At 45.3% G+C, this 22,870-nt stretch carries 19 protein-coding genes; 7 read left to right on the top strand and 12 right to left on the bottom strand.

Features of this window, described 5'->3' with window-relative positions; translation table 11 throughout:
- Window positions 1–2: 2 nt before the first annotated feature.
- Entirely contained in the window at window positions 3–2,663 is a 2,661-nt protein-coding gene (locus tag IE164_RS04595) for an ABC transporter permease (RefSeq protein WP_189628997.1), read from the bottom strand.
- Window positions 2,660–2,992, bottom strand: a complete 333-nt coding sequence (locus IE164_RS04590) for a PadR family transcriptional regulator (protein WP_189628996.1) — start codon at window positions 2,990–2,992, stop codon at window positions 2,660–2,662. The genes IE164_RS04595 and IE164_RS04590 overlap by 4 nt, the downstream gene beginning before the upstream one ends.
- Before the next feature lie 178 nt (window positions 2,993–3,170).
- Between IE164_RS04590 and IE164_RS04585 the strand changes: the two genes are divergently transcribed.
- The 3 genes from IE164_RS04585 (at window position 3,171) to acs (ending at window position 6,516) form a co-directional block, all read left to right on the top strand.
- Window positions 3,171–3,737, top strand: coding sequence for a type 1 periplasmic binding fold superfamily protein (locus tag IE164_RS04585; protein ID WP_189628995.1), 567 nt, complete (start codon window positions 3,171–3,173; stop codon window positions 3,735–3,737).
- Between the two features lie 150 nt (window positions 3,738–3,887).
- Complete coding sequence (locus IE164_RS04580; protein WP_189628994.1) at window positions 3,888–4,463, top strand: type 1 periplasmic binding fold superfamily protein; 576 nt, start codon at window positions 3,888–3,890, stop codon at window positions 4,461–4,463.
- 154 nt (window positions 4,464–4,617) lie between these two features.
- Window positions 4,618–6,516 (top strand): acetate--CoA ligase, encoded by a 1,899-nt coding sequence (acs, locus tag IE164_RS04575; RefSeq protein WP_189628993.1) that lies wholly within the window; start codon window positions 4,618–4,620, stop codon window positions 6,514–6,516.
- A gap of 17 nt (window positions 6,517–6,533) precedes the next feature.
- Here acs and IE164_RS04570 read toward each other — a convergent pair whose 3' ends face one another.
- The 5 genes from IE164_RS04570 to IE164_RS04550 form a co-directional block, all read right to left on the bottom strand.
- Window positions 6,534–7,427: a DUF72 domain-containing protein gene (locus IE164_RS04570; RefSeq protein WP_189628992.1), complete on the bottom strand. Its 894-nt coding sequence runs from the start codon at window positions 7,425–7,427 to the stop codon at window positions 6,534–6,536.
- A gap of 99 nt (window positions 7,428–7,526) precedes the next feature.
- Window positions 7,527–8,096: a NifU family protein gene (locus IE164_RS04565; protein ID WP_189628991.1), complete on the bottom strand. Its 570-nt coding sequence runs from the start codon at window positions 8,094–8,096 to the stop codon at window positions 7,527–7,529.
- Window positions 8,097–8,145: 49 nt separating this feature from the next.
- Window positions 8,146–9,510 (bottom strand): dicarboxylate/amino acid:cation symporter, encoded by a 1,365-nt coding sequence (locus IE164_RS04560; protein ID WP_229838522.1) that lies wholly within the window; start codon window positions 9,508–9,510, stop codon window positions 8,146–8,148.
- Window positions 9,511–9,556: 46 nt separating this feature from the next.
- Window positions 9,557–10,636, bottom strand: a complete 1,080-nt coding sequence (gene aroC / locus IE164_RS04555; protein ID WP_189628989.1) for a chorismate synthase — start codon at window positions 10,634–10,636, stop codon at window positions 9,557–9,559.
- Complete coding sequence (locus IE164_RS04550; RefSeq protein WP_189628988.1) at window positions 10,636–12,096, bottom strand: BatD family protein; 1,461 nt, start codon at window positions 12,094–12,096, stop codon at window positions 10,636–10,638. The genes aroC and IE164_RS04550 overlap by 1 nt, the downstream gene beginning before the upstream one ends.
- A 147-nt stretch (window positions 12,097–12,243) precedes the next feature.
- On the opposite strand from IE164_RS04550, the gene IE164_RS04545 reads away from it, so the two are divergent.
- Window positions 12,244–12,432 carry a hypothetical protein gene (locus tag IE164_RS04545; protein WP_189628987.1) on the top strand — a complete coding sequence of 63 codons (189 nt, stop codon included), beginning with the start codon at window positions 12,244–12,246 and terminating at the stop codon, window positions 12,430–12,432.
- 37 nt (window positions 12,433–12,469) lie between these two features.
- Here the strand turns inward: IE164_RS04545 and queG are convergent, their stop codons facing one another.
- Both queG and ruvB read right to left on the bottom strand, forming a co-directional pair.
- A complete protein-coding gene (gene queG, locus IE164_RS04540; protein WP_189628986.1) occupies window positions 12,470–13,405 on the bottom strand; it encodes a tRNA epoxyqueuosine(34) reductase QueG in 936 nt (311 codons plus the stop codon).
- Window positions 13,406–13,451: 46 nt separating this feature from the next.
- On the bottom strand, window positions 13,452–14,480 hold the full coding sequence (ruvB, locus tag IE164_RS04535) for a Holliday junction branch migration DNA helicase RuvB (protein ID WP_189628985.1): 1,029 nt from the start codon (window positions 14,478–14,480) through the stop codon (window positions 13,452–13,454).
- Window positions 14,481–14,594: 114 nt separating this feature from the next.
- Between ruvB and IE164_RS04530 the strand changes: the two genes are divergently transcribed.
- From IE164_RS04530 to IE164_RS04520, 3 genes are all read left to right on the top strand, one after another.
- Window positions 14,595–15,632 carry an FAD:protein FMN transferase gene (locus IE164_RS04530; protein ID WP_189628984.1) on the top strand — a complete coding sequence of 346 codons (1,038 nt, stop codon included), beginning with the start codon at window positions 14,595–14,597 and terminating at the stop codon, window positions 15,630–15,632.
- 71 nt (window positions 15,633–15,703) lie between these two features.
- Window positions 15,704–16,450 carry a ZIP family metal transporter gene (locus IE164_RS04525; protein WP_189628983.1) on the top strand — a complete coding sequence of 249 codons (747 nt, stop codon included), beginning with the start codon at window positions 15,704–15,706 and terminating at the stop codon, window positions 16,448–16,450.
- 90 nt (window positions 16,451–16,540) lie between these two features.
- Entirely contained in the window at window positions 16,541–17,371 is an 831-nt protein-coding gene (locus tag IE164_RS04520) for a cation diffusion facilitator family transporter (RefSeq protein ID WP_229838544.1), read from the top strand.
- A 488-nt stretch (window positions 17,372–17,859) separates the two neighbouring features.
- On the opposite strand, the gene IE164_RS04515 is transcribed toward IE164_RS04520, so the two are convergent.
- Genes IE164_RS04515 through IE164_RS04505 form a run of 3 tightly spaced genes read right to left on the bottom strand, consistent with a single transcriptional unit; the run spans window position 17,860 to window position 22,868 of the window.
- Window positions 17,860–20,067: a DUF5916 domain-containing protein gene (locus IE164_RS04515; RefSeq protein WP_189628981.1), complete on the bottom strand. Its 2,208-nt coding sequence runs from the start codon at window positions 20,065–20,067 to the stop codon at window positions 17,860–17,862.
- Between the two features lie 10 nt (window positions 20,068–20,077).
- A complete protein-coding gene (locus IE164_RS04510) occupies window positions 20,078–21,478 on the bottom strand; it encodes a DUF3526 domain-containing protein (RefSeq protein WP_189628980.1) in 1,401 nt (466 codons plus the stop codon).
- Window position 21,479: 1 nt separating this feature from the next.
- On the bottom strand, window positions 21,480–22,868 hold the full coding sequence (locus tag IE164_RS04505) for a DUF3526 domain-containing protein (protein ID WP_189628979.1): 1,389 nt from the start codon (window positions 22,866–22,868) through the stop codon (window positions 21,480–21,482).
- Window positions 22,869–22,870: the final 2 nt, after the last annotated feature.

Here is a 22,870-nt window from a genome sequence, read left to right as displayed (position 1 = left end):
GCCTACTCATCCCTAAGCACATTTACCGGATTGTTATTAGCTGCGCTAAACGACTTAAAACTCACTGTTAAAAAGGCAATAAGAGCCATGAGGCTTCCCCCAAAAATGAAAATTCCCGCGCCTATATTGGTCTGATAGGCAAAATTATTGAGCCAGGAGCTCATCCAATAATACCCGAGCGGAAACGCCAACACGATGGCCACAAGTATGAGTTTAGCATAATCTTTGGCCAGTAACATAACCAATGCATTGGAAGAGGCGCCAAGTACCTTGCGTATTCCAATCTCCTTTTTCGATTGCTCAGCTGTAAAAGACACCAGACCAAATAACCCAAGACAGGCCACAAAAATTGCCAGTGCCGCAAAACCAATGAACACTGCATTAAATTGCTCATCGCTCTTGTATTGTCGGTCAAATCGTTCGTCCAAAAAGAAATAGTCGAAAGGGTTATCGGGGTAAATTGCATCCCACTTGGCCTCAACGTCATCCATAATGCTGCCCAGAGAGCTTCCCGAAAGTTTCAGGGAGTAATAGTTGCCGGCATTGGGGTTGTAGAAAAAAATAATGGGATCGAGATCTTCTTTCAGAGAAGCCTGATGGTAGTTTTCTACTACTCCAATAATGTTCCAGGACTGTTCATTTCCGGGGTTTACTTTCTCTCCAATGGCCTCCTCAGGGGTGTTGAACCCCAGGTGGTTCATGGCGTTGAGATTAAGTAGCACGGCAGCCGTGTCTGTTTTTAAGTTCTTGTCAAAGCTTCGTCCGGCTATTAAGTCAATTTCAAACTGATCGAAAAAATTTTCATCGATATACATGCGATATATATCTCTCAGCTGATTGGGGTAGTGCTTTGAGGTATAGCCGCTTATGAAAAAGTTTTCTATGCCGGGCACACTGTTGGAGAGAGTGAAGCCGGCTATTCCCGGAGTGGCATTAAGCTCTTCTTTAAAAAGCTTTAGCCTGTTCTCCAGGTCTTCTTCATCCCTGCCCGAAGAAGGGGAGTGAATAACCAGGGTTTGATCTATATTTATACCCAACTCCTGATTCCTCATATAGTTGAGTTGTTTGACCACTAGAAAGGTGCCCAAGATAAGTGTAATGGAGGCTGTAAACTGAAAAATGACCAACACCTGACGGAACCCAAAACTACCATTTCGCTTGTAAATCTTACCCTTGAGTACCTTGACCGGTTGAAAAGAGGTGAGCACAAAAGCCGGATAAAGGCCGGAACAAAGGCTCCCTGCAATAACCATAACCAGCAACCCACTCAACACTTCAGTAGACAAGAGTAGATGCCTGTCGAGCGTAAACTCAAGAGCACCGTTGATGTACGGAACGGCAAGAGCTACTAGCAAACCAGCCAGCAACACCGCAAAAAGATTGTACAAAAACGACTCGACTAAAAATTGCAACAATAGGTTAGACCGGTAAGCTCCAACTACTTTTCTAATGCCAACTTCCTTTGCCCGCTTCACCGCTCTGGCGGTGGCCAGGTTCACATAGTTGACCCAGGCAATAATGAGTATGAGGGCCGCAATCACCGATAAAAAATAAATCTGATCAGCCCCACCGTTTTCGCCCATGTCCCAGCCAAGACCTTCCGAGTAGAGATGTATATCCCTAATGTTCTGGGTCCAAAGCACCTCTCGGGCGTTATACTTCTCGTACATTTCGGCCTTTTTGCCATCTAAAAATGTTTCGAGCCTGGCATCAAGCGTTTCCTGATCCACATTGTCTGCCGTCTTCACAAACGTGTAGAAGTCATACCAACCCCAGTTGTTGGGCCAATCTTCATAACCATTCCATGATTTAAGTGAGGTAATGAGCTCAAACTTCATGTGTGAATTTTCCGGAAAGTCCTTAAAAACTCCCGTTACCATAAGCTCTCGTGTTCCTCGCCAGTATATGGACTGCCCGATTGGATCCTTATCGCCAAAGTATCGGGCTGCAGCCGACTCAGACAAAACAATTCGATTGGCCTCATTGAGTGCTTCGCGCTTATCTCCTTCAATTAGTTCAAAGCCAAACATTTCGAAAAAGTTGGCATCGGCCAACACTGCATGCTCTTCATTATAGCGAACCAGTGTGCCGCTGGCTGTTTTCACACTATACACCCCTCCTCCAAAGGGCAAAATGCGTGTGACCATTTCAACTTCAGGAAACTCGGCCAGTAATGCCGGAGCAACAGCAGGGTATACCGGAGCACTCTTTACTTTGAGCTGGCCGTTGCCATACATATCCATTACCACCCTGTAGGTGCTTTCTGCCTTTGGGTGAAAATTGTCGTAAGAAAGCTCTTTGAGTACATGGAGGCTAATGAGCAGACAGGCGGCAATACCGGCAACAAGACCGGATAGATTAATGAAACTGTAGCCTTTTTGCTTTCTGAAATTGCGCAGGCTCACTACAATATAATTTTTAAACATGGCTATAGGAATTGAGTTAAATGACCTTTTTCTAAACGATGAGGGCCTAAAGAATTTGAGAACATCCCAGATGAACCACCACCGGGCTTTCCTTAGGCCGTACGTTTGTTTACGATAATAAAATGCTTCCAGAAGATCTCCCTGAATCTCATCAATGAGTTCATCGGCACAGTACCACTCTAAAAAGCGATTGGCCCAATTGGGCAAATCCTGATGATCGAGGGAGCCTTGTTTCATAGCTGGTAAGAAAAGTTGACCTTGGGCATCATTTGCCACAATTTCTGGCGGCTTTCCTGAATTTGCTCCAAAGTGGAAAGCCCCACCTTGGTCACTTCAAAAATTCGTTTTCTCCGTCCGCCCCTTTCAGCAGTTGCTCCTCCCATTTTTGAAGAAATTAACCCTTTCTTTTCCAATCGTTTTAGTACGGTGTGAATGGCCGAGATAGAAATTCGGCTCTTCATATGCTCTGCATAGGCTTCTGCAACCGTATATCCATAGGCCTCTTCGGGCATTACAGCCACTAAGAGCAAAATGGTCTCTTCTAAGTTTCCCAAACTTTGACTCATATTATTTCAACTATTGTAGAACAAATAAAGCAAGAACCACCCATTTCTACAACATTTGTAGAACTTATTGTAAAACACAGACCAAGCTACCGCTCATCAGACCGTCTGTAAGATTTTCTAAATAACTCTTGCAACAGACTTGCATTTGCAACAATATTGCACAAAAGTTATTCTGATTATGAAAAACATAACCACGATCAAATCATTTCTAATGGCGTTTTTGCTGCTAGGTCTTATGGCCTGCGACAATGACGATCCAGAGCCAGTTAATGAAGAAGAGCTGATCACTACCGTTCGGGTAACGTTTACTCCCTCCGGTGGCGGCTCGGCCATTGTAGCTACATTTCAAGACCTTGATGGCGAAGGAGGCAATGCACCGGTAATTACCAACCCTACTTTGGCAGCCAATACTACCTATAGTGTTTCAGTAGAATTCTTAAATGAGTCGGAAACCCCTACAGAAGATATTACTGAAGAGGTTGAAGAAGAAGCCGAAGAGCATCAGGTATTCTTTGTAGCCGCCAGCGGCCTCAACTTTACTTATGCTTACAACGATGAGGACGGTAATGGCAAGCCGCTGGGCCTAATGGGCACAGCCACAACGGGCGATGCCAGCAACGGCACGCTTACTGTATTACTCATTCATGAGCCTAATAAAAGCGCCAGTGGCGTAAGCGCGGGTGATCCGACTAATGCCGGTGGCGAAGAAGATGTAAGGGTGAACTTTAGTGCAACCATACAATAACTCAGTAGTTTTCTCAAATACAATTCCCACGGGGCGGCTGAAGAGCTGCCCTTTTTTCGTTTCATCTACCCTACCATCTATACCATGCAGGGTGTGTATTTTGCCTAATTTTTTGCAATATTGACCGATAAACTACCTAATCCGATAATCATGAAGAAGCTAATAAAATTGAACTGGTTGCTGGTGGCCCTTCTGGCTACAGTATCCCTGGGTTGCGACAAAGACGACCCGGATCCGGTAAATGAAGAAGAACTCATTACCAAAGTAGAGCTCACTTTTACCAGCACAGGGCCTATTAACGAGACCATAGTGGCTAGCTGGGAAGATACCGATGGAGACGGTGGCTCTGACCCGGTGATTGACGATATTGTTCTTACAGAAAGCAATACGTACGACCTTACTCTGGCCTTTTTTAATGGGGCTGTAAACATTACTCCAGAAATAAAGGCAGAAGCCAGAGACCATCAGCTCTTCTTTGAAATCAGCTCGAGCCTTACACTTTTGGTAGAATACAACGACACCGAAACAGATTATACCATAGACGGACAGGATTACCCTGTTGGGCTCAAGAATAATGCTTCGGCAGGAAACGCCAGCACCGGTACTCTTACGGTAATTCTGGTGCATGAGCCAGCCAAGTTCCAAACGGGAGTTGCAGAGGGAGACCAAACCAATGCCGGAGGCGAAGAAGATGTGCGGGTAACGTTTAATGTTACTATTCAATAGCAGCTACTACAGCAACCACTTAAGGGCTGTTTGGGTAAACAGGTGTTAACACATCTGCCGGCCGAAACAGCCTTTTCTTTTATCATTTTGCATTGTAGCTCTCTGTCGAATCTTTTAACTTATTCCATCAATATCAACTTTTGAACCTCCTAGTATGAGCCACAAAATACAGACCCTTTCCGGTTACTTTCATGAGTATCAAAAAAGCGTATTGGAGCCCGAAGCCTTTTGGTCCAGAATTGCTGAATCGTTCCACTGGCGTAAAAAATGGACTAAAACCCTGGAATGGGACTTTGAAGGCCCCAATGTGAAGTGGTTTGTGAATGGTAAGCTCAACCTAACTGAGAATATTTTTGAACGCCATTTATATACTAAAGGAGAAACTCCTGCCATCATCTGGGAACCTAATAATCCGGATGAACCTAACAGAACCCTTACTTACAGCGAATTATACCGCCTTACCAACCAGTTTTGCAATGCACTAAAGGCTCAGGGTATTGGTAAAGGCGACCGGGTGATTATCTACATGCCCATGGTTCCGGAGGCAGCCATCGCCATGTTGGCCTGTGCCAGAGTAGGCGCCATTCACTCAGTGGTCTTTGCCGGGTTCTCGGCTAGTTCTTTGGCCGATCGAATTAATGACTGCCAGGCCAAAATGGTACTGACATCCGATGGTAACTTTCGTGGCCAAAAGCAAATTGAGGTAAAGGCGGTTGTAGATGAAGCCCTGACCAAATGCACATCGGTGCAAAAGGTAATTGTACTGCAACGAACACATCAACCCGTGAATATGGTGACCAACCGCGACCTGTGGTGGCACAATGCAATTGATGGCCAGCCCTACGAGTTTGAGGCGGAAGAAATGGACGCTGAAGACATGCTGTTTATTCTTTACACCTCAGGATCTACCGGCAAACCCAAAGGGGTAGTGCACACCACGGGGGGGTACATGGTATATAGCTATTATTCGTTTCTCAATGTATTTCAGTATAGTCAGGGCGATATTTACTGGTGTACGGCCGATGTAGGTTGGATTACCGGCCACTCATACATTGTCTACGGCCCGTTATTGGCAGGGGCCACCACGCTAATGTTTGAGGGAGTCCCCACTCATCCTCATCCGGGCCGATTCTGGGAAATTGTAGACAAATATAAAGTCAACCAATTCTATACCGCGCCCACAGCCATCCGTGCCCTGCAAGCTTACGGTCTGGAGCCTGTAGAACCCTATAGTCTCTCTTCGCTAAAGGTTATAGGTTCTGTTGGCGAGCCCATCAATGAAGAGGCCTGGCACTGGTATCATGACCATATAGGCAAAGGCAATTGCCCTCTTGTAGATACCTGGTGGCAAACCGAGACAGGAGGAATCATGATTTCGGCCCTGGCAGGCATTACACCAAACAAACCGGCACATGCTTCGCTGCCTCTTCCGGGTGTTCAACCGGTGATTGTAGATGCGGAAGGCAATGAACTTACCGGAAATAATGTAGAAGGCAATTTGTGCATAAAGTTTCCATGGCCGTCCATGTTGCGCACCACTTATGGCGATCATGAAAAGTGCAAAAACGTATATTTTTCGACTTACAAGGGCATGTATTTTACGGGCGATGGAGCCAAAAGAGACCATGACGGTTACCTCAGAATACTCGGTCGGGTAGATGATGTGATTAACGTTTCGGGACATCGAATGGGAACGGCCGAAGTAGAAAATGCCATCAACGAGCATCCAAAAGTGGTAGAGTCGGCCGTGGTGGGTTTTCCACACGAAGTAAAAGGGCAAGGCATTTATGCTTTTGTGATTTGCGACATGACAGGACGCACTGAGGAGAGTCTGAAGGAAGAAATAAAAGAGACCGTGCGCAAAATTATTGGCCCAATTGCCAAACCGGACATAGTGCAAATAGTGCCCGGGCTTCCTAAAACACGCTCAGGAAAAATTATGCGCAGAATTCTCCGCAAGGTGGCCAGCAAAGACCTATCAAACCTTGGTGATACTTCTACCTTGCTCAATCCGGAAGTGGTAGACGACATTATTAAAGGGGCAGGCCTTTGAGCCAATCGGTCTACTGCTTAAAAAAGAGACGACTGAGTAGATTGAGTTTCGGGTACTTGAAGCTCATAACCTAGTTCAGCATTGAGTTTTTTAATAAAGTAGGCAGAGAGTAATGGAGAAGCTTTCTCTAAATTCTGGTGTACAAAAAAGTAAATATCTGTCAGGCCTCCGGTAGCCACCCAAGCCTTTATTCGTTGCAACCAATCATCTAGCCGAGTATAGTCCGACTCATGGTTGGCTCCCACATAGCGAATAAAAACCTGCGGTGTTGTGAGGCGCATATGAAGCAAATCTCTACGCCCTGCTGTGTCGGTAATGATATTAGAGACTCTTTTAGACTCCAGCAATTGGTAGAAGCGGTTGGCCACGTCTTCCTGGTTCAGCCAATCGGTATGTCTTACTTCAACCGCCAGGGGTATTTCTTTGGGGAATCCATTGAGAAAACGCTCCAGTCTATCCCAGTTTTTTGGTCCAAAGTTGTTGTGCAGTTGTAAGAATACCATGCCCAACTTTTCTTTCAGACCAATTAGCGACTCGCAAAATTCCTCGGTATATCTGTCCACATCATTCAGCCTTTTCATATGGCTAATCATCTGATTTACCTTTGGAAAAAACCTGAAGTGATCCGGTGTCTTTTGCGCCCAGGCCGCATACTGCTCTTTGCTATAAAAATTATAGAAAGTGGCATTAAGTTCTATGCTGTTGAATTGCGTGGCATAGTAGGTCAATTCATCTTTGGTACCTCTCGGGTAAAAACCTTTCAGGTCAGATCGGTTCCATTTGGCACAACCTACATAAATACGAGGCTTTTGAAGTCCTTCTCCCCTGCTTAGCAAAGCAAGGGTTCCTTCATGGTCGGGAGGAAGAGTAAAATCGATGGATTCAGGGTTGGCAACGCCTCCAAATTTCATAGCAAAGAGGTTTATGTGTAACTAACCCAACTATTGGGCAGATATTCAACCTTTGAAGACCGGGCAGCCAACTCTCTATACGGATGCGGCTGCCTGGTATTAAGCGTCTTCGGCTATTACTTCCTTCACATCGTTGGGCAACATCTGTTTTAGCAGATTCTCTATGCCATTTTTAAGGGTAACCGTTGAAGCAGGACATCCACTACACGAGCCCTGAAGCTTTACCTTAACCACTCCGTCTTGAAATGAAGAGAAACCAATGGCTCCACCGTCCTGTTCTACCGCTGGCCGAATGTATTCATCCAGTATACCCTTTATTTTCTTTACCACTTCTGAGTCGTTTTCATCGAAAAGAGGGTCTTTATCCAGCTCTTCCAGCAACAGTGGTTTTTCGTTTTCCAAATAGGGTTTTATTACAGACTTTATCTCGTCTTGAATTTCCAACCAATCAACTTCCTCCTTCTTGGTTACGGTAATAAAGTTGCTCATGTAAAACACCCGGTCGACATAAGGCAATTGGAAAAGTTCTTGTGCCAATGGCGACTGCTGAGCGGCCTCGGCATTGGGGTAATCAAAGCTGACACCATCTTGAAGCAACATAAAGTTAACCACAAACTTCATTGAGTTTGGGTTAGGGTTGGCTTCCATATATATATTTACCGGTCTCATATCAATTGTAATTTGCTAAGTCTTAACCGCAAAGGTAAGGGATAAGTTCTTAGTCTTCCTTTAATTCGCCTTCCGATTTGGCAACCAAAGAAGAAACCACCGTATCTCCGGTCACGTTTACAACCGTTCGAAGCATATCCAGTGGCCTATCTACCGGAAAGATAATGGCTATCCATGCCGGATTAAGCCCAACCGATTGCAGCACTACAACCATCATTACCAGGCCTGCACTAGGAACGGCCGCACTGCCAATTGAGGCCAGGGTGGCCGTGAGTACAATAGTTAGCTGCTGCACTAGGGAGAGATCTACCATATGTAGCTGGGCCATAAATACTACAGCTACCGCCTGATACAGGCTGGTACCGTCCATGTTTACGGTTGCTCCTATTGGTAAAACAAAGCTCGATACGTTTTTAGAAACCCCAAGATTTTCTTCTACACACTCCATGGTAACGGGAAGTGTAGCCGCGCTGGAACTGGTTGAAAAAGCCAGAAACTGTGCCGGACTTACCTTTTTGAAGAACTTGCGGTAGGTAAGCGATTTAATAAAGGTGCGAATAATGGTTGGGTAAAACCCGAAAATGAGAAAAAGCAAGCCAAGAACGAGGGTAACCGAGTAAGAGGCCAGCCCTTTAAAAATCTCGAATACCTGAGCCGGTGTATCGGCCATTTTGGCAATTACTCCGGCCAAAAGACAAAACACAAAAAACGGAGCGGCTTGCATTACATAGTCCACCATTTTCAGAAAGACCTCGTTGGCTCCATTAATAAACGAACTCAGCCCGCTCACTTTATCATCGGGCAGAGCAGCCATACAAATGCCAAAGAAGATCCCAAAAAAGATCACCTGCAGCATGAGTTTATCGTTGCCCAGAGAGAGTATTATGTTTTGTGGCACCATGTCTACCAAAAAGGCAAGTGGACCGGCATCTTTATTTTCTGAAGCTGCAGCCTGCTTTTCGGCTACCATTTGTTTCTCTTCTTCAGACATCTCCTGATGTTCATACAGGTGGTCATACTCGGGGTTATCGCGATAGTTCTTGCCATCCAGTATTTCGACACCGTTTTCCAATGCCCAAAACTCATAGCTTAGCCTGTTCTTGATGCGTTGCTCGTCATCGATGAGCGCGCCCGGTTTAATCACGTTGACCAGGAGCAAGCCAATACCCACTGCGGCCACCGTGGTTACCAGGTAAAAGCCAAGTGTTTTACCTCCCATTCGACCCAACTTAGACATGTCTTTGAGGCCTGAAATACCGCTTATGATAGACAGCAACACCAGAGGTACTGCAATGTATTTGAGCATACGAATAAAAATCTGCCCAAAGGGATCGATCCAGTCTATGGTAAATTGATTCCAGCCTACAGAACTTGAGAGGAATGCCCAGATTACTCCGGCAAACAGTCCAATCATGATTTTGACATGCAAAGGAAGTTTCTTCATGACCTGAAAGTGAGGGTTAATTAAGTCGATTAGACCTGCTAATTAGCAAATAATCGGCAATAACCAAAGCTGACATTGCCTCAACGATAGGTACTGCTCTTGGCACCACACAGGGGTCGTGCCTTCCCTTTCCAGATACTACTACCGTCTCCCCGGCTTCGTTGATGCTCTCCTGGTCTTGCATAATGGTGGCTACCGGCTTGAAGGCCACGTTGAAATAGATATCTTCTCCATTGCTTATACCTCCCTGAATACCACCAGAGTAATTGGTTTTGGTCTTTACATGGTCATTTTCGGTGTAAAAAGCATCGTTATGCTCGGAGCCCTTCATTTTTACCCCTTCAAAACCACTACCATATTCAAAGCCTTTTACAGCATTGATGCTCAACATGGCTTTGCCCAATTCGGCATGCAACTTGTCGAATACCGGCTCTCCCAAACCAGCCGGTACGCCCTGTATGACTCCGGTTACAATTCCACCAATGGTATCTCTGTTTTTCCTGGTTTCATCAATGAGCTCAATCATTGCACTGGCCGTGGCACTATCGGGGCATCGCACTATATTGTCTTCGGCAGTGGCTAGGTTAAGTTCTGTATATTTTTTTTGGAGTTGCAGACTCCCCACTTGCGACACATAGGCCTGGCAGCTTACTCCGTAGTGCTTTAACAGCAACTTGGCAATTGCTCCTGCTGCTACCCGAGCCACGGTTTCGCGGGCAGAAGACCGGCCTCCACCTCGGTAGTCTCTCACACCGTATTTGGTATGAAAAGTATAGTCGGCATGTGAGGGCCTAAACTTATCGGCAATGTGAGAGTAGTCTTTACTCTTTTGATCTTTGTTGCGAATAATAATGCTGATGGGCGTTCCTGTGGTTTTTCCTTCAAAAACACCGGAGACTATTTCAAACTCATCGGCCTCTTTGCGCTGAGTTGTAATTTTTGATTGCCCTGGTTTTCGTCTATCAAGTTCGGACTGTATAAAAGCCTCATCGATGGTTAGTCCTGCCGGACAGCCATCGATAACCACTCCCAAAGCCGGGCCATGCGATTCACCATAGGTATGTATCTGAAAGAGTTTTCCGAAAGTATTTCCCATTATTTCTTAACAAACAAAAACGTTGCGCCCGCCAACATAGCAATTATCAACAGATTGGCTATAATTTGAGTGGTATTATCTTTCTTGAGCGGCTTGAGTTCGTTAGATGCCAGGTCTATGGAATCGTAGAACGAACCCAAATCGGTAGAAGAGATAGAAACATTTTGCTTGCTTTCTCCGGTCACTTCAAGCTTAATTTCTGAATACAGCGTGTCGTAAGTTTCTGTTTTGGGATTAAAAAACACCCAGCTAAAATAATCTTTGAGGTTGTATTGACCGGGCTCATTGGGTATGCCAAAGTAACTGTACTTCTTGGAGCCGGTAACTCTTCCTGCACCGCGGTTAATGTCTTGGGCAATATTGGGCGGATAAATGTCCATTTCGCGAGTGCCGGGTACTATCGGATCGTTGATACCACTAATGTTTCCTTCGCCATATATATTGAATTCGTAAGAAAAGCTTTCCCCGGTTTCTACCGTAGTCTTGTCAATCTTTTCGTCCAGTTCAAAGTCTCCTACGGCCACTACATCTTTCAGAGGATGTGGCGGCAAGGCTTTTACTTTCACAGTTTTCTCTTTGGTATAAAATGTCTTGAAGTCTTCCTGCCTGTCGCGACCAAAAAAAGAAGGTGAGCGGGCAACTCTGAACTTAATCATTTCGAAAGGCACCGATGGAAACACAACAGGCTCTAGGTTGAGGGGATAATAAGTGGCCTGATAAATTTTGTATCGGGTGTAGTTCTTACCATTAATGGTCACTCGTTCTCCATAAATGTTTTCTATGTTAAAGTTTTCTTCCCAACAGTTTTCGGGTCTCAGGTCTTTGAGAATGGTAGACAGCTGTTTACCGGCTTCGTGAAACTGGAGAGGAGCTCTGTTAGCATCGGCCACATAAAAAGCAAAAGTTGTGGTAAAGCCTTCGCCCACAAAAACTTCGTCTTTATCTGTAGTGAGGGCCAAAAAGGCGTCTTCTTCAACGTCTACAAATTCGGGTTCGCTTCGGTTTCTTCCGCCAAACAGGTCGTCAAAAGCATCTCTTCCAAATGGGTCGAACCTTCTTCTGGAGTTAGACCTTCGCTCCACCGGTGGGGTTACTTTAATTTGTTTACCCTGAGAGCTTATTTCTATGCCATTGACTTTTATAGTAAACGGATCGAGGGTATACGTGCCTTCTTCCAGCGGCATATAGCTTTGCCTAATGCTTTGGGAAGAGCTTATTTGGCCATTTACAATATTCGTTTTACTGGAAGAAGAGGTTCCTCTCTTGGCAAAACCTTCTATGGTTGGAAAGTCGGTGTAGTTCTTAATAGAACCGTTGCTTACGGTTACCGTGATGGTGAACATTTCATTCATGCCCACCTCATCTGGACCCAATTCAATAGAAATATCTTGTGCCCATAGGCTGCCTGCACAAAAGAGAAGACAGCTCCAAACCATTAAAAATACCCGAGAATTTCTCATAATTTTTCATTAAATTCGTTACCCATTCAGGAAACAGCTTTCAAAGATAAACTCATTTTTGAAAGACTATAACCTGAATTATCTGACCTACGTACAGTAGGTACGACCAAACCTAAAAGTAGATTCATAACCCTAAACGTTCTTAACATGTTGGAGTATTTCAAGACTATTCTCTCAAAGGTGAGCTTCGACAAGCGCCTTTTTGAAAAAGAGTTGAGAAAAGCCGTTAAATCACTCATCTCGGATGAGTTAGAAGAACTGAAAAAGTGGTGTTACACCAAATTTGGCCACATGTATGGCCCGATTATCGACAAACAGTTCGTATTGATAAGATAAACAGTATTTGAACCCAGCCCATCCTAAAACGATGGGCTTAACTTTTTTTAAGGAAATTTAAGTTCCTCACCAACCCACTCCACTTGGTTCTTTTTACTGCCGATTTTCTGAAAACTTCCCGAAAAACCTCCTCTGTTAAATCTTGCCAATTATTGTTAAAAAGTGCTTTTAGTTCTGTAGACGGTTGAAAAGCCGATTCTTGGTGGGGCGAAGAAAAGCGATTCCAGGGACAAACATCCTGGCAAATGTCGCAGCCAAAGGCCCAGTTTTCCATTTGGTCTTTAAATTCCGTAGGAATCTCTTCCTTAAGCTCAATGGTAAGGTATGAAATGCATTTACTGGCATCGAGAGCGTAGGGTGTTATGGCATCGGTAGGGCAGGCATCTACGCAACGAGTACACGTGCCACAGTAGTCTTTTATAGGACCATCGGGCTCCAGCGGCAAGTCTATGATTAGCTCGGCCAAAAAGAAAAAGCTCCCGGCTTGTTTGTTAATGAGCAAGGTGTTTTTACCAACCCAACCCAGCCCGGACTTCTCGGCCCATTGCCTTTCCATTACAGGAGCAGAGTCTACAAATAAACGGCCTTCTATGGCGCCAACTTCTGCATTCAGCGCCTCAAAAAACACTTTCAGCTTATCTTTAATCACATGGTGGTAGTCTTCACCGTAGGCATATTTGGCCAACTTGTAATGCTCCGGACGCTCTTTGGCCAGATCTTTTTGTGGGTAGTAATTATAAAGCAATGACACCACCGACTTGGCACCGGGAACCAACTTGGAAGGATCCAGGCGTTTGTCAAAGTGGTTTTCCATGTATTTCATTTGTCCATGCCTGCCGCTTTTTAGCCAGGCCTCCAGCCGGGGAGCCTCTTCGGCCAAAAACTCGGCCTTGGATATGCCACAAAACTGAAAGCCTAATTCTTTGGCTTTCTGTTTTACGAAGCGGGTGTTATGAACAATGGCTGACTTCATAGGTGTGGTTTTTCCACGGGCTGAATAAGTCCCGGAGCGCAACTGCTTAACCGAACAGAGTACCTGTTTGCCCTGGTTTTTTCATTTTAAGGTGTTCATAGGCCAAATGGGTAGCCTCACGACCTCGCGATGTTCTTTTTAGAAACCCTTCTTGTATTAAAAACGGCTCGTAAACCTCCTCAATAGTTTCGGCTTCTTCGCCCACGGCTGTGGCAATGGTAGAAATACCCACGGGCCCACCCTTAAACTTTTCGATTATGGTAAGCAGTATGCGATTATCCATATCGTCTAGCCCATGGGAGTCTACATCGAGGGCATTGAGGGCCATTTCGCTTATTTCTTTGGTAATTCTGCCTGTGCCTTTAATCTGAGCAAAATCACGGGTTCTTCTCAACAAATTATTGGCTATCCGAGGGGTTCCCCGGCTGCGTCTGGCTATTTCAAAAGCCGCATCGTCATCGATGGGCGTATTCAGTATATCGCACGAACGCATGACAATCCGGGTAAGTAGCTTGGAGTCGTAGTACTCCAAACGGGCATTGATGCCAAAGCGGGCACGCAGCGGAGAGGTAAGCAAACCTGAGCGTGTAGTGGCTCCTACCAGTGTAAAGGGGTTAAGGCCAATTTGCACTGTTCTCGCATTAGGCCCGGAGTCGAGCATAATATCAATTTTATAGTCTTCCATGGCCGAGTAAAGGTATTCCTCCACTATGGGGTTAAGGCGGTGGATTTCGTCTATAAAGAGTACATCGCCTTCTTCCAGGTTGGTAAGCAAGCCGGCCAGATCGCTGGGCTTGTCCAACACCGGCCCGGATGTTACTTTAATCTCTGAGTCCAGTTCGTTGGCTATTATATGAGAAAGGGTGGTTTTACCCAGACCGGGAGGGCCATGAAGCAGCACATGGTCCAATGGCTCCGATCGTTTCTTGGCAGCCATCACAAAAATTTTCAGGTTGGCCACAATTTTATCCTGACCGGAGAAATCTTCGAAAGACAACGGCCTAAGTGCTCTTTCAATGTCTTTCTCAGACGAATTAAGCTCATCGCCACTGGCATCAAGATAGTCTTCCCTCATTCTTCTTTTTCAATTGATCTGAAAAGATAAGGATAGTCTGCCAGAAACATGAATGAATTAACTAATCTCATAGGCTTGGCAGGCTATTCAATTATCTTTGCCAAAAATAAGGCAATGGATAGGAATAAGCTCTCTAGGATTTATCTTATTGTATTGATGATCGCCATTTTTGTGGTGTACACCTACCGTAAAAATCAGCCACATGAAATGGTAGTAAGGGGCACCACCATGGGCGGTACCATTGGCTACACGGTAAAATACCTCGATAAAAAGCAACGCAACTTAAAACCTCAGATAGACTCTTTGCTGGCCGATTTTAACCAGGCTCTTTCTACTTATGTACCTGACTCTGAAATATCGTTGTTCAATCAAACAGGGAAGCATAGTTTCAAACAGCCTTATTTTTATGAAGTGCTGGAAGCCAGCCGCGTGGTGTATGAAAAAACCAACGGGGCGTTCGACCCAACAGTGGGCCCTCTCATTAATGCCTGGGGTTTTGGCGAAGGTGGTTTTATGGGACCTGACAGTGCTCAGGTAGACTCATTGCTACAGTTTGTAGGTTTTGAGAAACTTAGCTTCGACAGCTCTGAGGTGCGTACTTCTCAAACAGGACTGAAACTCAATTTTTCGGCCATTGCCAAAGGGCAGGCCATAGATGTGGTGGTGAACTGGCTGCTGAGCCAGGGCCTTGAAAACTGCATGGTAGAAATTGGTGGGGAAGTACATGCTCGTGGCCAAAACCTTGATGGCGATGCCTGGGTTATTGGCATTGAAGTGCCCGATGAACAGCGTATAGGAGGCATTTTCGATGCCGTAAGGCTGGAAAATGCTGGATTGGCCACCTCTGGCAATTACCGGAACTTCCGAGTTCTTGAAGACGGCCGAAAGGTGGCTCATACCATTAACCCAAAAACGGGCTTTCCTCAGATGCAGACACTATTGAGTGCCACAGTGGTGGCCCCCAACTGTATGTTGGCCGATGGCTATGCTACGGCTTGTATGGTACTGGGAAAAGACAAGAGCATTGAATTGATAGAAGCAGACCCGAACCTGGAGTGTTACCTGATTTTTGCAGACGAAAATGGCCACATAGATACCTACATATCTGGCGGCCTGAGAGGCAAAACGGTTAAAACAGAAAAAAGTGAATAGTTGAACTTATTCATTCCAATTCGAATTTTCTTAGCATCTTTGCAATCTTGTTGCAAAAGTAAGGGTAAGAGTTGATCGTTAATGCTATTATATTGTTCCTTTCTGCGGCCATTCCGGGAGCTGTATTGCTACGCACGGGGCTAATGTTTGGACAGCGCATGCAGTTGTTTTTGGTGTTTGCCGGTGCCTACTTGTTTTCCGTTACCATCATTCATCTTATTCCGGACTTATTCCTTTCTAATGAGAATCCATTTAACATTGGGCTTTATGTGCTCATTGGCTTCTTTTTACAAAAGGTTATTGAAAACTTTACCAGCGGGGTAGAGCATGGGCACGTACATGCTCACGCAGAACACTCCGTAGTATATCTGCTGGTGGCTCTTTGTTTACATTCATTTTTGGAGGGCAGCATCATGACGGATTCCATACACTCAAACCACAGCCCCGAGCTGGCCTATGAGCACGGCAGCTCTCCTAAAATATTGTTGGGTATAGTAATGCATAAAATACCGGCTGCAGTAGCTCTAATGGCTCTATTGCTCAACAGATTCAAACTAAAATTTCAGGCCTACTCAGCCTTGCTCATATTTGCCCTGGCCTCTCCCTTAGGCCTGTTTGTAAGCGAGTTTATGAGCCATGGCAACTTATTACCCGAAAAGTACATGATCATTTTCTTTGCCATTGTGGCGGGTAGCTTTTTACAAATTTCTACAACCATATTTTTTGAGACAGACCCTAATCATAAGCTCAATTGGTTGCGGTTTGGGGTTTCGGTTTTTGGAGCCTTGTGTGCCGTATTGGCACAGCTGGTTATCTGAAACCTTGTTGCGTAGCTTTTCTTAATACATTTGGACATGGGGCATCATCACCATCATCATCATGGCCACGCGAGCACGAAAAACTTGAAGGTGGCCTTTTTCCTGAACCTGGGTTTTACCTGTATTGAATTTATTGGAGGCTTGTTTACGGGCAGTCTGGCCATTCTATCGGATGCGCTGCACGATCTGGGCGACAGTGTGAGTATAGGCCTGAGCTGGTACTTTCAAAACCTATCGGAAAAGAAGCGGAATAATACATTTTCGTATGGCTACAAACGCTTTTCGTTATTAGGTGCCATTATTAATGCCGTGGTGCTGCTTGTGGGTTCGGTCATAATCATCAGCCGTGCAGTGCCTCAGGTACTTAACCCTACCGAGGTGAATGAAAAAGGCATGCTCTACATAGCCATTTTCGGTGTATTGGTAAATGGGGTAGCGGTACTAAGACTTAGAAAGGGAAGCTCTATTAACGAACGGGTTATTAGCCTTCATTTGTTGGAAGATGTGTTGGGTTGGATAGCCGTTTTGGTGGGCAGTTTGCTCATCATGTACTTCGATTGGTATTTCATAGACCCTCTGCTCTCTGTGCTTATCGCCTTATTTATTATCTACAACGTGTTTGTAAACATCAAAAAAAGCTTCAGCATTATTCTTCAGGCCACACCTGAAGAAATAGATCTGGAAAAGGTGCATAAACGCCTGAGAACCATCCCCGAGGTCATTGAGGTTCATGACTGCCACGTTTGGTCTATGGATGGAGAATACCATGTACTCTCGGCACACCTGGTACTCGACAAGTCGTACGACCTACGCCTGCAAGCGGCCATTAAAAAACGAGCGAAATATCTGCTTCACGAATTAGGCATTGAGCATTCTACGCTTGAGTTTGAACTCAAGGACGAACACTGCAAAGACTGTTAAACTAAAACTGCTTTAAGAAAGTAACTAGTCTTAGAAGTGAGCCAATTCGCGTTAAAGCAGAGTTTTGCTAACCTATTTGGCGCGCTTCCCCGAAAACCCAAAACCTAAATAGGGAATGATTATGCGAATCAGCTTCCACCCAACGGCCAGATAAACCCAAAACACAATAGCCCCGAATAGAGTGGATATTGGTAAAAATAGAATAGAGAATAAAATAGCATCTGTTCCCATATACTCTTGATTGTTTATGTTAAGAGGAACTCCTAAAAGTAGCAGCACGAAGACGAATAATGTTATAGGTATAAAAAGCCCCGCAAAGCTATACAAAACCAGTGTTAACAGATCTTTCGACCGTAAATGCCGAACCTTTGATAAATCCATAGCTGCTCTATTTTATTCCTGAAAATAGTAAGAAGCCGGTTAAAAAAACTACTTACTTAAAACACTCTGGTTTGTGTTTTAAAAGATTCATGGCGGCCGTTGTTAAACTAAAACTGCTTTAAGAAAGTGAGTTTGGCAATGGTTTGTTGCTGCTGAAAGTCTCTCTCGTGGGTGCTAATGGTGTTGCTGTTAAAAACCAAGTATAAAAATGAAAGGGGCTGATACTCCCAACTGAAACGCACATTCCATCTGCCCTGATCATCGAAAGAATTGTACTGATAAAAAGAAGACATTTGAATGCGTGGGTTCACAGCCAGTCTTGCACCTAAAGTGGTTAAGTGCGTTTCCATATTTTGTTGTAGAATACCCAGTTCTTCAAGTAGAATGTATTCATAGTCAACGTTTAAGGCAAAGTGAGGAGAAGGGGCTACTCTTGCTCCTCCTACTACCTTTTTCTGTCTTCCATTGTAAAATTCACCCCACTCATAGCTTCCGCTAAGCGACCACTTCTTAGACTGATCGGTTCTAATATTGATATCGTGCCTCACATAAAAGAACTCCTCTTGCGGAATAGCAATACCCAATGGGGCAAAGCTAAAGTTGATGTTCTGCCAGGTGGGTGTAATGGCGTATTCCACAAAGCTTCCATCAGTAAAAAACACATATATGGGAAAGAGGTAAAGACTGGCTTGCTGAAAACTGCCCGGATCGTTGGCATCGTGATAATAATTCACAAACAGCCCCGGATCCCACCTTCTTATCCACTTCAGTTTTTTGGGTCTCACAATCCAGTAGCCTCCGGGGTTATGCCTGATTACATTGCTCTGGCTTATAAATCCCATGGCCGGGTTGTAGGATTGGTCTATGTACTCGGTTACCCAGCCCCAGTAAGACTTATTAGCCTGTCTTCCGGCAAAGAACCTTCCGGCAAAACCCAGATCACCCTTTTCATAATCGGTAGAAACAGAAGCAAGGTAATTTACCGTCCACTGATCGGAAGGTCTAATGAGCCCGTCTATGGTCCATGTGGAATTGTTTTGGGTTTCTCTATTTAGCGACTCTGAGCTTTCATTGAGTCGGTGTGTAAACATAAAGCCCACGTTGTTCTCCTTGCCGTAGTTATGGGCATATCTCAGTACACCAAAGTTGGCGGCCTGCGAAATGTCTGTAGCGGCCTGATGAATATACATGCCGGCCAGTGTCTGTTTCTCGTCTCGTTGAGTATACCTTACACCCACATCAATGGGGGCCGGCTGCGCATTGAAATCACCGGCCAAACCAATTTTTCGACTAAAAAAAGGCCTAATGGCAAACTGATAACTGCCAGACCATATCCCTGAGTTTTCCAGAAAAAATTGCCTTCGCTCAGGAAAGAAGATATTGAACCTCTCCAGATTGTTTACGGCCCTGTCTACATCGGCCTGAGCAAAGTCTGTATTGAAGGTAAGGTCTACTACCGTATTGGGGTTCACAGCCCACTTAGCGTCTCCACCCAGTTTAAAACTACTCTCGGTAGTTTTTGCACCGTCCTCCGTTTGGTTTTCATATTGAAACAAAGCATAGGGTTCCACACGCACATTAGCGCTTGGCTCCGGCAGCTCCAATCCTTTCAACTGCGCTGCGTAAGTCATTCGGTATGGACTAAACGACTGTGGAATGGCCGGAAAAACGGTTTGTTCATAGTCCCTTCTGGCCAGACGGGTAAACGTAATACCCCAGATTACCTCCTCACCTTTTATGGGCAAATCGTACCGTAGCGACTTAAAAGGAATGGCAAATTCGGTATAGTAGCCCTCATCGGCCTGAAAGGTTCGCACCGTCCAAAGAGCATTCCAGTCGTTGTCTGTGCTCTGGTCATTAAAGTTCTGCAGGTCTCGCTGATTGCCATAAGGTGTGGTCTGGAAGGCAACGGCATATTGCTTTAGGTTTTGTGGGTCTAGTTGTATGCCGAAAATATCATTTTCTCCCCAGCTGAAATCACGCCTTAAATCCTGAACGCGAATGCCTCGTTTGCCTAAGCTATCGGCACAAAATGCCCCTACATACAGGTATTTATCATCAAAAAGTACTCGCACTTGCGTTTTGTACCGATACGCTCCTCCCTGCCTTGGCTCCATTCTAAAGAAATCAGCAATGGGTACAGCCCTTTGCCAATCGCTTTCGTTTAGCTTGCCATCAATTTTAATGGCTCCTTTTGCCCGAATTGCCCGAACAACCTCTTTTTCTTTTGGAGGCGAAAAGTTTCCGTCTGCTTGCTGCGCAGTCAAGGCGGTTGACCAAAAGAGAAAGAGAAAAAACAGGGAATAAAGTTTCATTGGGTTGGGTTCATATAAGCTGACGTTTACCCTCTAATGCAAGCCCCCAAATCACCGTCAAAGCAGAAAAAACTAGTAAAACAGATATATTCATAAATACGCCAGCTGTACGGCTCCTCGATCGGAACTGAAACTCCGGCAGGTTGTCGAGCTCTTGCAATCCGAGCATTTCATTTTTGAACACGAAGGGCATAAAATGGGCTCTCCAGTTCAAGCTAAAAGACCTTACATAATCTTTGAACTGTTCGTAATGTGCAGAAGAGGTGCCGGCCAGCCGAGTGGCTCCATCGTGAAACATGACAGCCGGGCTTAGAATCCCCCAGGCATTTACCCATCTTTGCTGTTTGGCTAGCTGTGCATCGAACCTTTCAATAAGCGGGGCGAGCCGTTTTTCTGTAAGTTCCTGGCTGGCAAAATAGCCTTGCCAATAACCATAAGCATTCTCTCCTTTGTTGCTTATCAGTTCCGGATGGTTTCGTAGGTACTCATCCAGCACTTTATTCTGCTCCTTACTTAGCTCCTTTTTAGTCTGCCGAATCTCATTGAGCAACTTTACTCTGGAAGGCATGGGATACACCGTATTAGCAGCCTGATTGATCACAGTGGGTACAACCAGTACCAGTAGAATCCATAGAGAGAGCATAGAAACGGCATTTCTGGCCGAAGATCTCCCCAAGAGGTTCGCCAAGTAAGAGATGGCAAACCAAAAAGCCAGATAGGCATAAGTGAGTAGAAAGAAAACTAACAACTGCATACTAAAACCTGTGCGGGCGATAAGAACCGTGGCCAGGAGAATCGCAGTGAGTATGAGTAACAGGAAGAAATAACGGATAATGAACCGCTGCAACAACCATAGATTTATTTTGATAGGATTCGAAGCCAACAGTTTTAACCGACCGGATTCTAACTCCCGGGTACGCAAGTTGTAGGTGAACGCAATAATTATAAGAGGTACAAGGTAGGTTAGCACAAAGGCCAAATCGAAGTTTCCAAAGAGCAATTGCACCGGATTGTTAAGTTCATTGAAGCTCAGAGTAGCCAAATCTTCGTTGAGAGCAATTTTCAGTTGGTGAGTGTATAGGTCGCTTTGCCCTATGGCTAGCTTGCTCATTTGGGTGGCCGGCATGGTACCCAGGCGTCCGGTGGAAATGGCCAGGTTCATTGGTGAAAGCCTGTAGGCATTGGGATGCTCTTCTCCCTTACTTAGGGTTAGGGCCACCTCTTTGATGAGCTGCTCTTTGGCCTGCTGAGCAGCCAGGGCTTCTTGCTGATCGGCCGTCCTTCTTTCATAATGCTTTAACCCATTGTGACCGGCATAGAGACAAAGTAACACCAGCACAAGACTGAGTGAAACAAACCAGAAGTTTCGGCTCAAAAGTTTTAATTCATGACGAATGTTCAGGTTGACCATATTAAATGCGGGTTGAAGCAAAAATTAACAGACCAAATGATGCCAGCAGCCAGGCAGTGAGAATGCCGAGATTGCTGCTATTGGCACTCATCACTTCGTTAAAATCGAGCGCCTCAAAATGGAACTCAGGTATCTCGGAGAGCAACGAAGCATCGGCCTTATATCCCCACTCTCCTAGCCTGGAGTTTTCAGCAAAGTTGGTATTCAAAATCTCCTGCATTTTTATGCGATGCTTTTCGGCTTCATCGGCAAAGTGCCAATGGGTGGAGTAGTCGGTGTGGGCCAAAGACATGGACATGAAGCGGGTAGGCAGAAAGGGAGAAAGAACGGCCAGCTTTTGATATACCGTGGTTTGCTCTTTATGAACCTCCTTTAGTCTCTCGTTGTGCTTAAAGTAAATTTCGGCCTCATGCTCTTCTCCCTTTTGCATTCGAAAAGCATCGAAATTGAAAGGCAGGTCTTCCAGTTTATTTACCTGATAGGCCTCCAAGGTCTCTCGTTCCAATTTTTTAGATGCTTCACTCCAGGGGTCGTGTCCATCCAGGCCTTTTTTCTTGTCTTCGGCAATAGCCGCCTCGAACTCTTGCCGGGTAGGATAGGGATGTTTTTCATTGGTGTAGCTGCTGGCGATTTTTGGAACCGCCAGACAGCTACAAATCCAAATTGCTAGTAATGTAACCAATGAAATACCCGAGCTATTTGTTAATGAGGAAACAACAAGGGTAATACTGTTGACTATGGCAAAATAGGCCAGATAAACCAACCATAGAGTGGCCAGAAACTTCCAGTCAAATTCTCCGATAAATAAAGCCGCCACCACAAACAGGCAGGTAGTGAGCATGGCCACGGGCAGGTAGTTGCCCAGCCATTTGCCGGCTATAAGTTGCCTGTTGCTTATTCCCTGAGTCTTAATGATTTTCAGCGTTCCCTGTTCCTTTTCTTTGGTAACCGACTGGTGCCCCAGGGCAATAATCATTAGGGGTACAATAAAGAGTAAAACAAAATCGGGGGTCAGGTCTCCAAAGCGTGAGAGCCCGGTTTGATCGGCCGCAGCTACATGGTCAGCCTCATTTCTGGAGTGGGCTTCCAGAAAAATAGACACTCCGGTATACTTCTCTACCCCGGGGTCTATTAGCGCCAGCGGAAACTGAGGTTTGAAAGCAAAGGTGCCATAATGAGCCGCATTGTGCGGGTTGGTAGAGCCTTGAGCCAACCATAGTTCTCTGGCCTGATTTGCAGCCTCAATGCGCTGCCGATTTTTTTCTTGCCAGTGCACGTGGCTAATGTATGTGGCCACCATGCTGAGCAATACCACTATGCCCAGCATCCATTTAAACTGCCCCGACCTTACGATCTCTTTGATTTCTTTAGCTGCAACCAGAAATACCATCT

This window comes from Roseivirga thermotolerans, from assembly GCF_014653175.1.
Lineage (GTDB): Bacteria > Bacteroidota > Bacteroidia > Cytophagales > Cyclobacteriaceae > Roseivirga > Roseivirga thermotolerans.
The sequence above is the reverse complement of the archived record's forward strand: the minus strand, read 5'-3'. Positions and strand labels throughout refer to the sequence as shown.

Excerpts from the sequence above, each read along its gene's own strand:
- ruvB (WP_189628985.1), bottom strand. The coding sequence starts at position 14,480 with ATGAGGGAAGACTATCTTGATGCCAGTGGCGATGAGCTTAATTCGTCT.
- IE164_RS04505 (WP_189628979.1), bottom strand. The coding sequence starts at position 22,868 with ATGGTATTTCTGGTTGCAGCTAAAGAAATCAAAGAGATCGTAAGGTCG.
- queG (WP_189628986.1), bottom strand. The coding sequence starts at position 13,405 with ATGAAGTCAGCCATTGTTCATAACACCCGCTTCGTAAAACAGAAAGCC.
- IE164_RS04585 (WP_189628995.1), top strand. The coding sequence starts at position 3,171 with ATGAAAAACATAACCACGATCAAATCATTTCTAATGGCGTTTTTGCTG.
- IE164_RS04565 (WP_189628991.1), bottom strand. The coding sequence starts at position 8,096 with ATGAGACCGGTAAATATATATATGGAAGCCAACCCTAACCCAAACTCA.
- IE164_RS04590 (WP_189628996.1), bottom strand. The coding sequence starts at position 2,992 with ATGAGTCAAAGTTTGGGAAACTTAGAAGAGACCATTTTGCTCTTAGTG.
- IE164_RS04595 (WP_189628997.1), bottom strand. The coding sequence starts at position 2,663 with ATGAAACAAGGCTCCCTCGATCATCAGGATTTGCCCAATTGGGCCAAT.
- IE164_RS04570 (WP_189628992.1), bottom strand. The coding sequence starts at position 7,427 with ATGAAATTTGGAGGCGTTGCCAACCCTGAATCCATCGATTTTACTCTT.
- aroC (WP_189628989.1), bottom strand. The coding sequence starts at position 10,636 with ATGGGAAATACTTTCGGAAAACTCTTTCAGATACATACCTATGGTGAA.
- IE164_RS04580 (WP_189628994.1), top strand. The coding sequence starts at position 3,888 with ATGAAGAAGCTAATAAAATTGAACTGGTTGCTGGTGGCCCTTCTGGCT.
- IE164_RS04550 (WP_189628988.1), bottom strand. The coding sequence starts at position 12,096 with ATGAGAAATTCTCGGGTATTTTTAATGGTTTGGAGCTGTCTTCTCTTT.
- IE164_RS04510 (WP_189628980.1), bottom strand. The coding sequence starts at position 21,478 with ATGGTCAACCTGAACATTCGTCATGAATTAAAACTTTTGAGCCGAAAC.
- IE164_RS04545 (WP_189628987.1), top strand. The coding sequence starts at position 12,244 with ATGTTGGAGTATTTCAAGACTATTCTCTCAAAGGTGAGCTTCGACAAG.
- IE164_RS04515 (WP_189628981.1), bottom strand. The coding sequence starts at position 20,067 with ATGAAACTTTATTCCCTGTTTTTTCTCTTTCTCTTTTGGTCAACCGCC.
- acs (WP_189628993.1), top strand. The coding sequence starts at position 4,618 with ATGAGCCACAAAATACAGACCCTTTCCGGTTACTTTCATGAGTATCAA.
- IE164_RS04530 (WP_189628984.1), top strand. The coding sequence starts at position 14,595 with ATGGATAGGAATAAGCTCTCTAGGATTTATCTTATTGTATTGATGATC.
- IE164_RS04560 (WP_229838522.1), bottom strand. The coding sequence starts at position 9,510 with ATGATTGGACTGTTTGCCGGAGTAATCTGGGCATTCCTCTCAAGTTCT.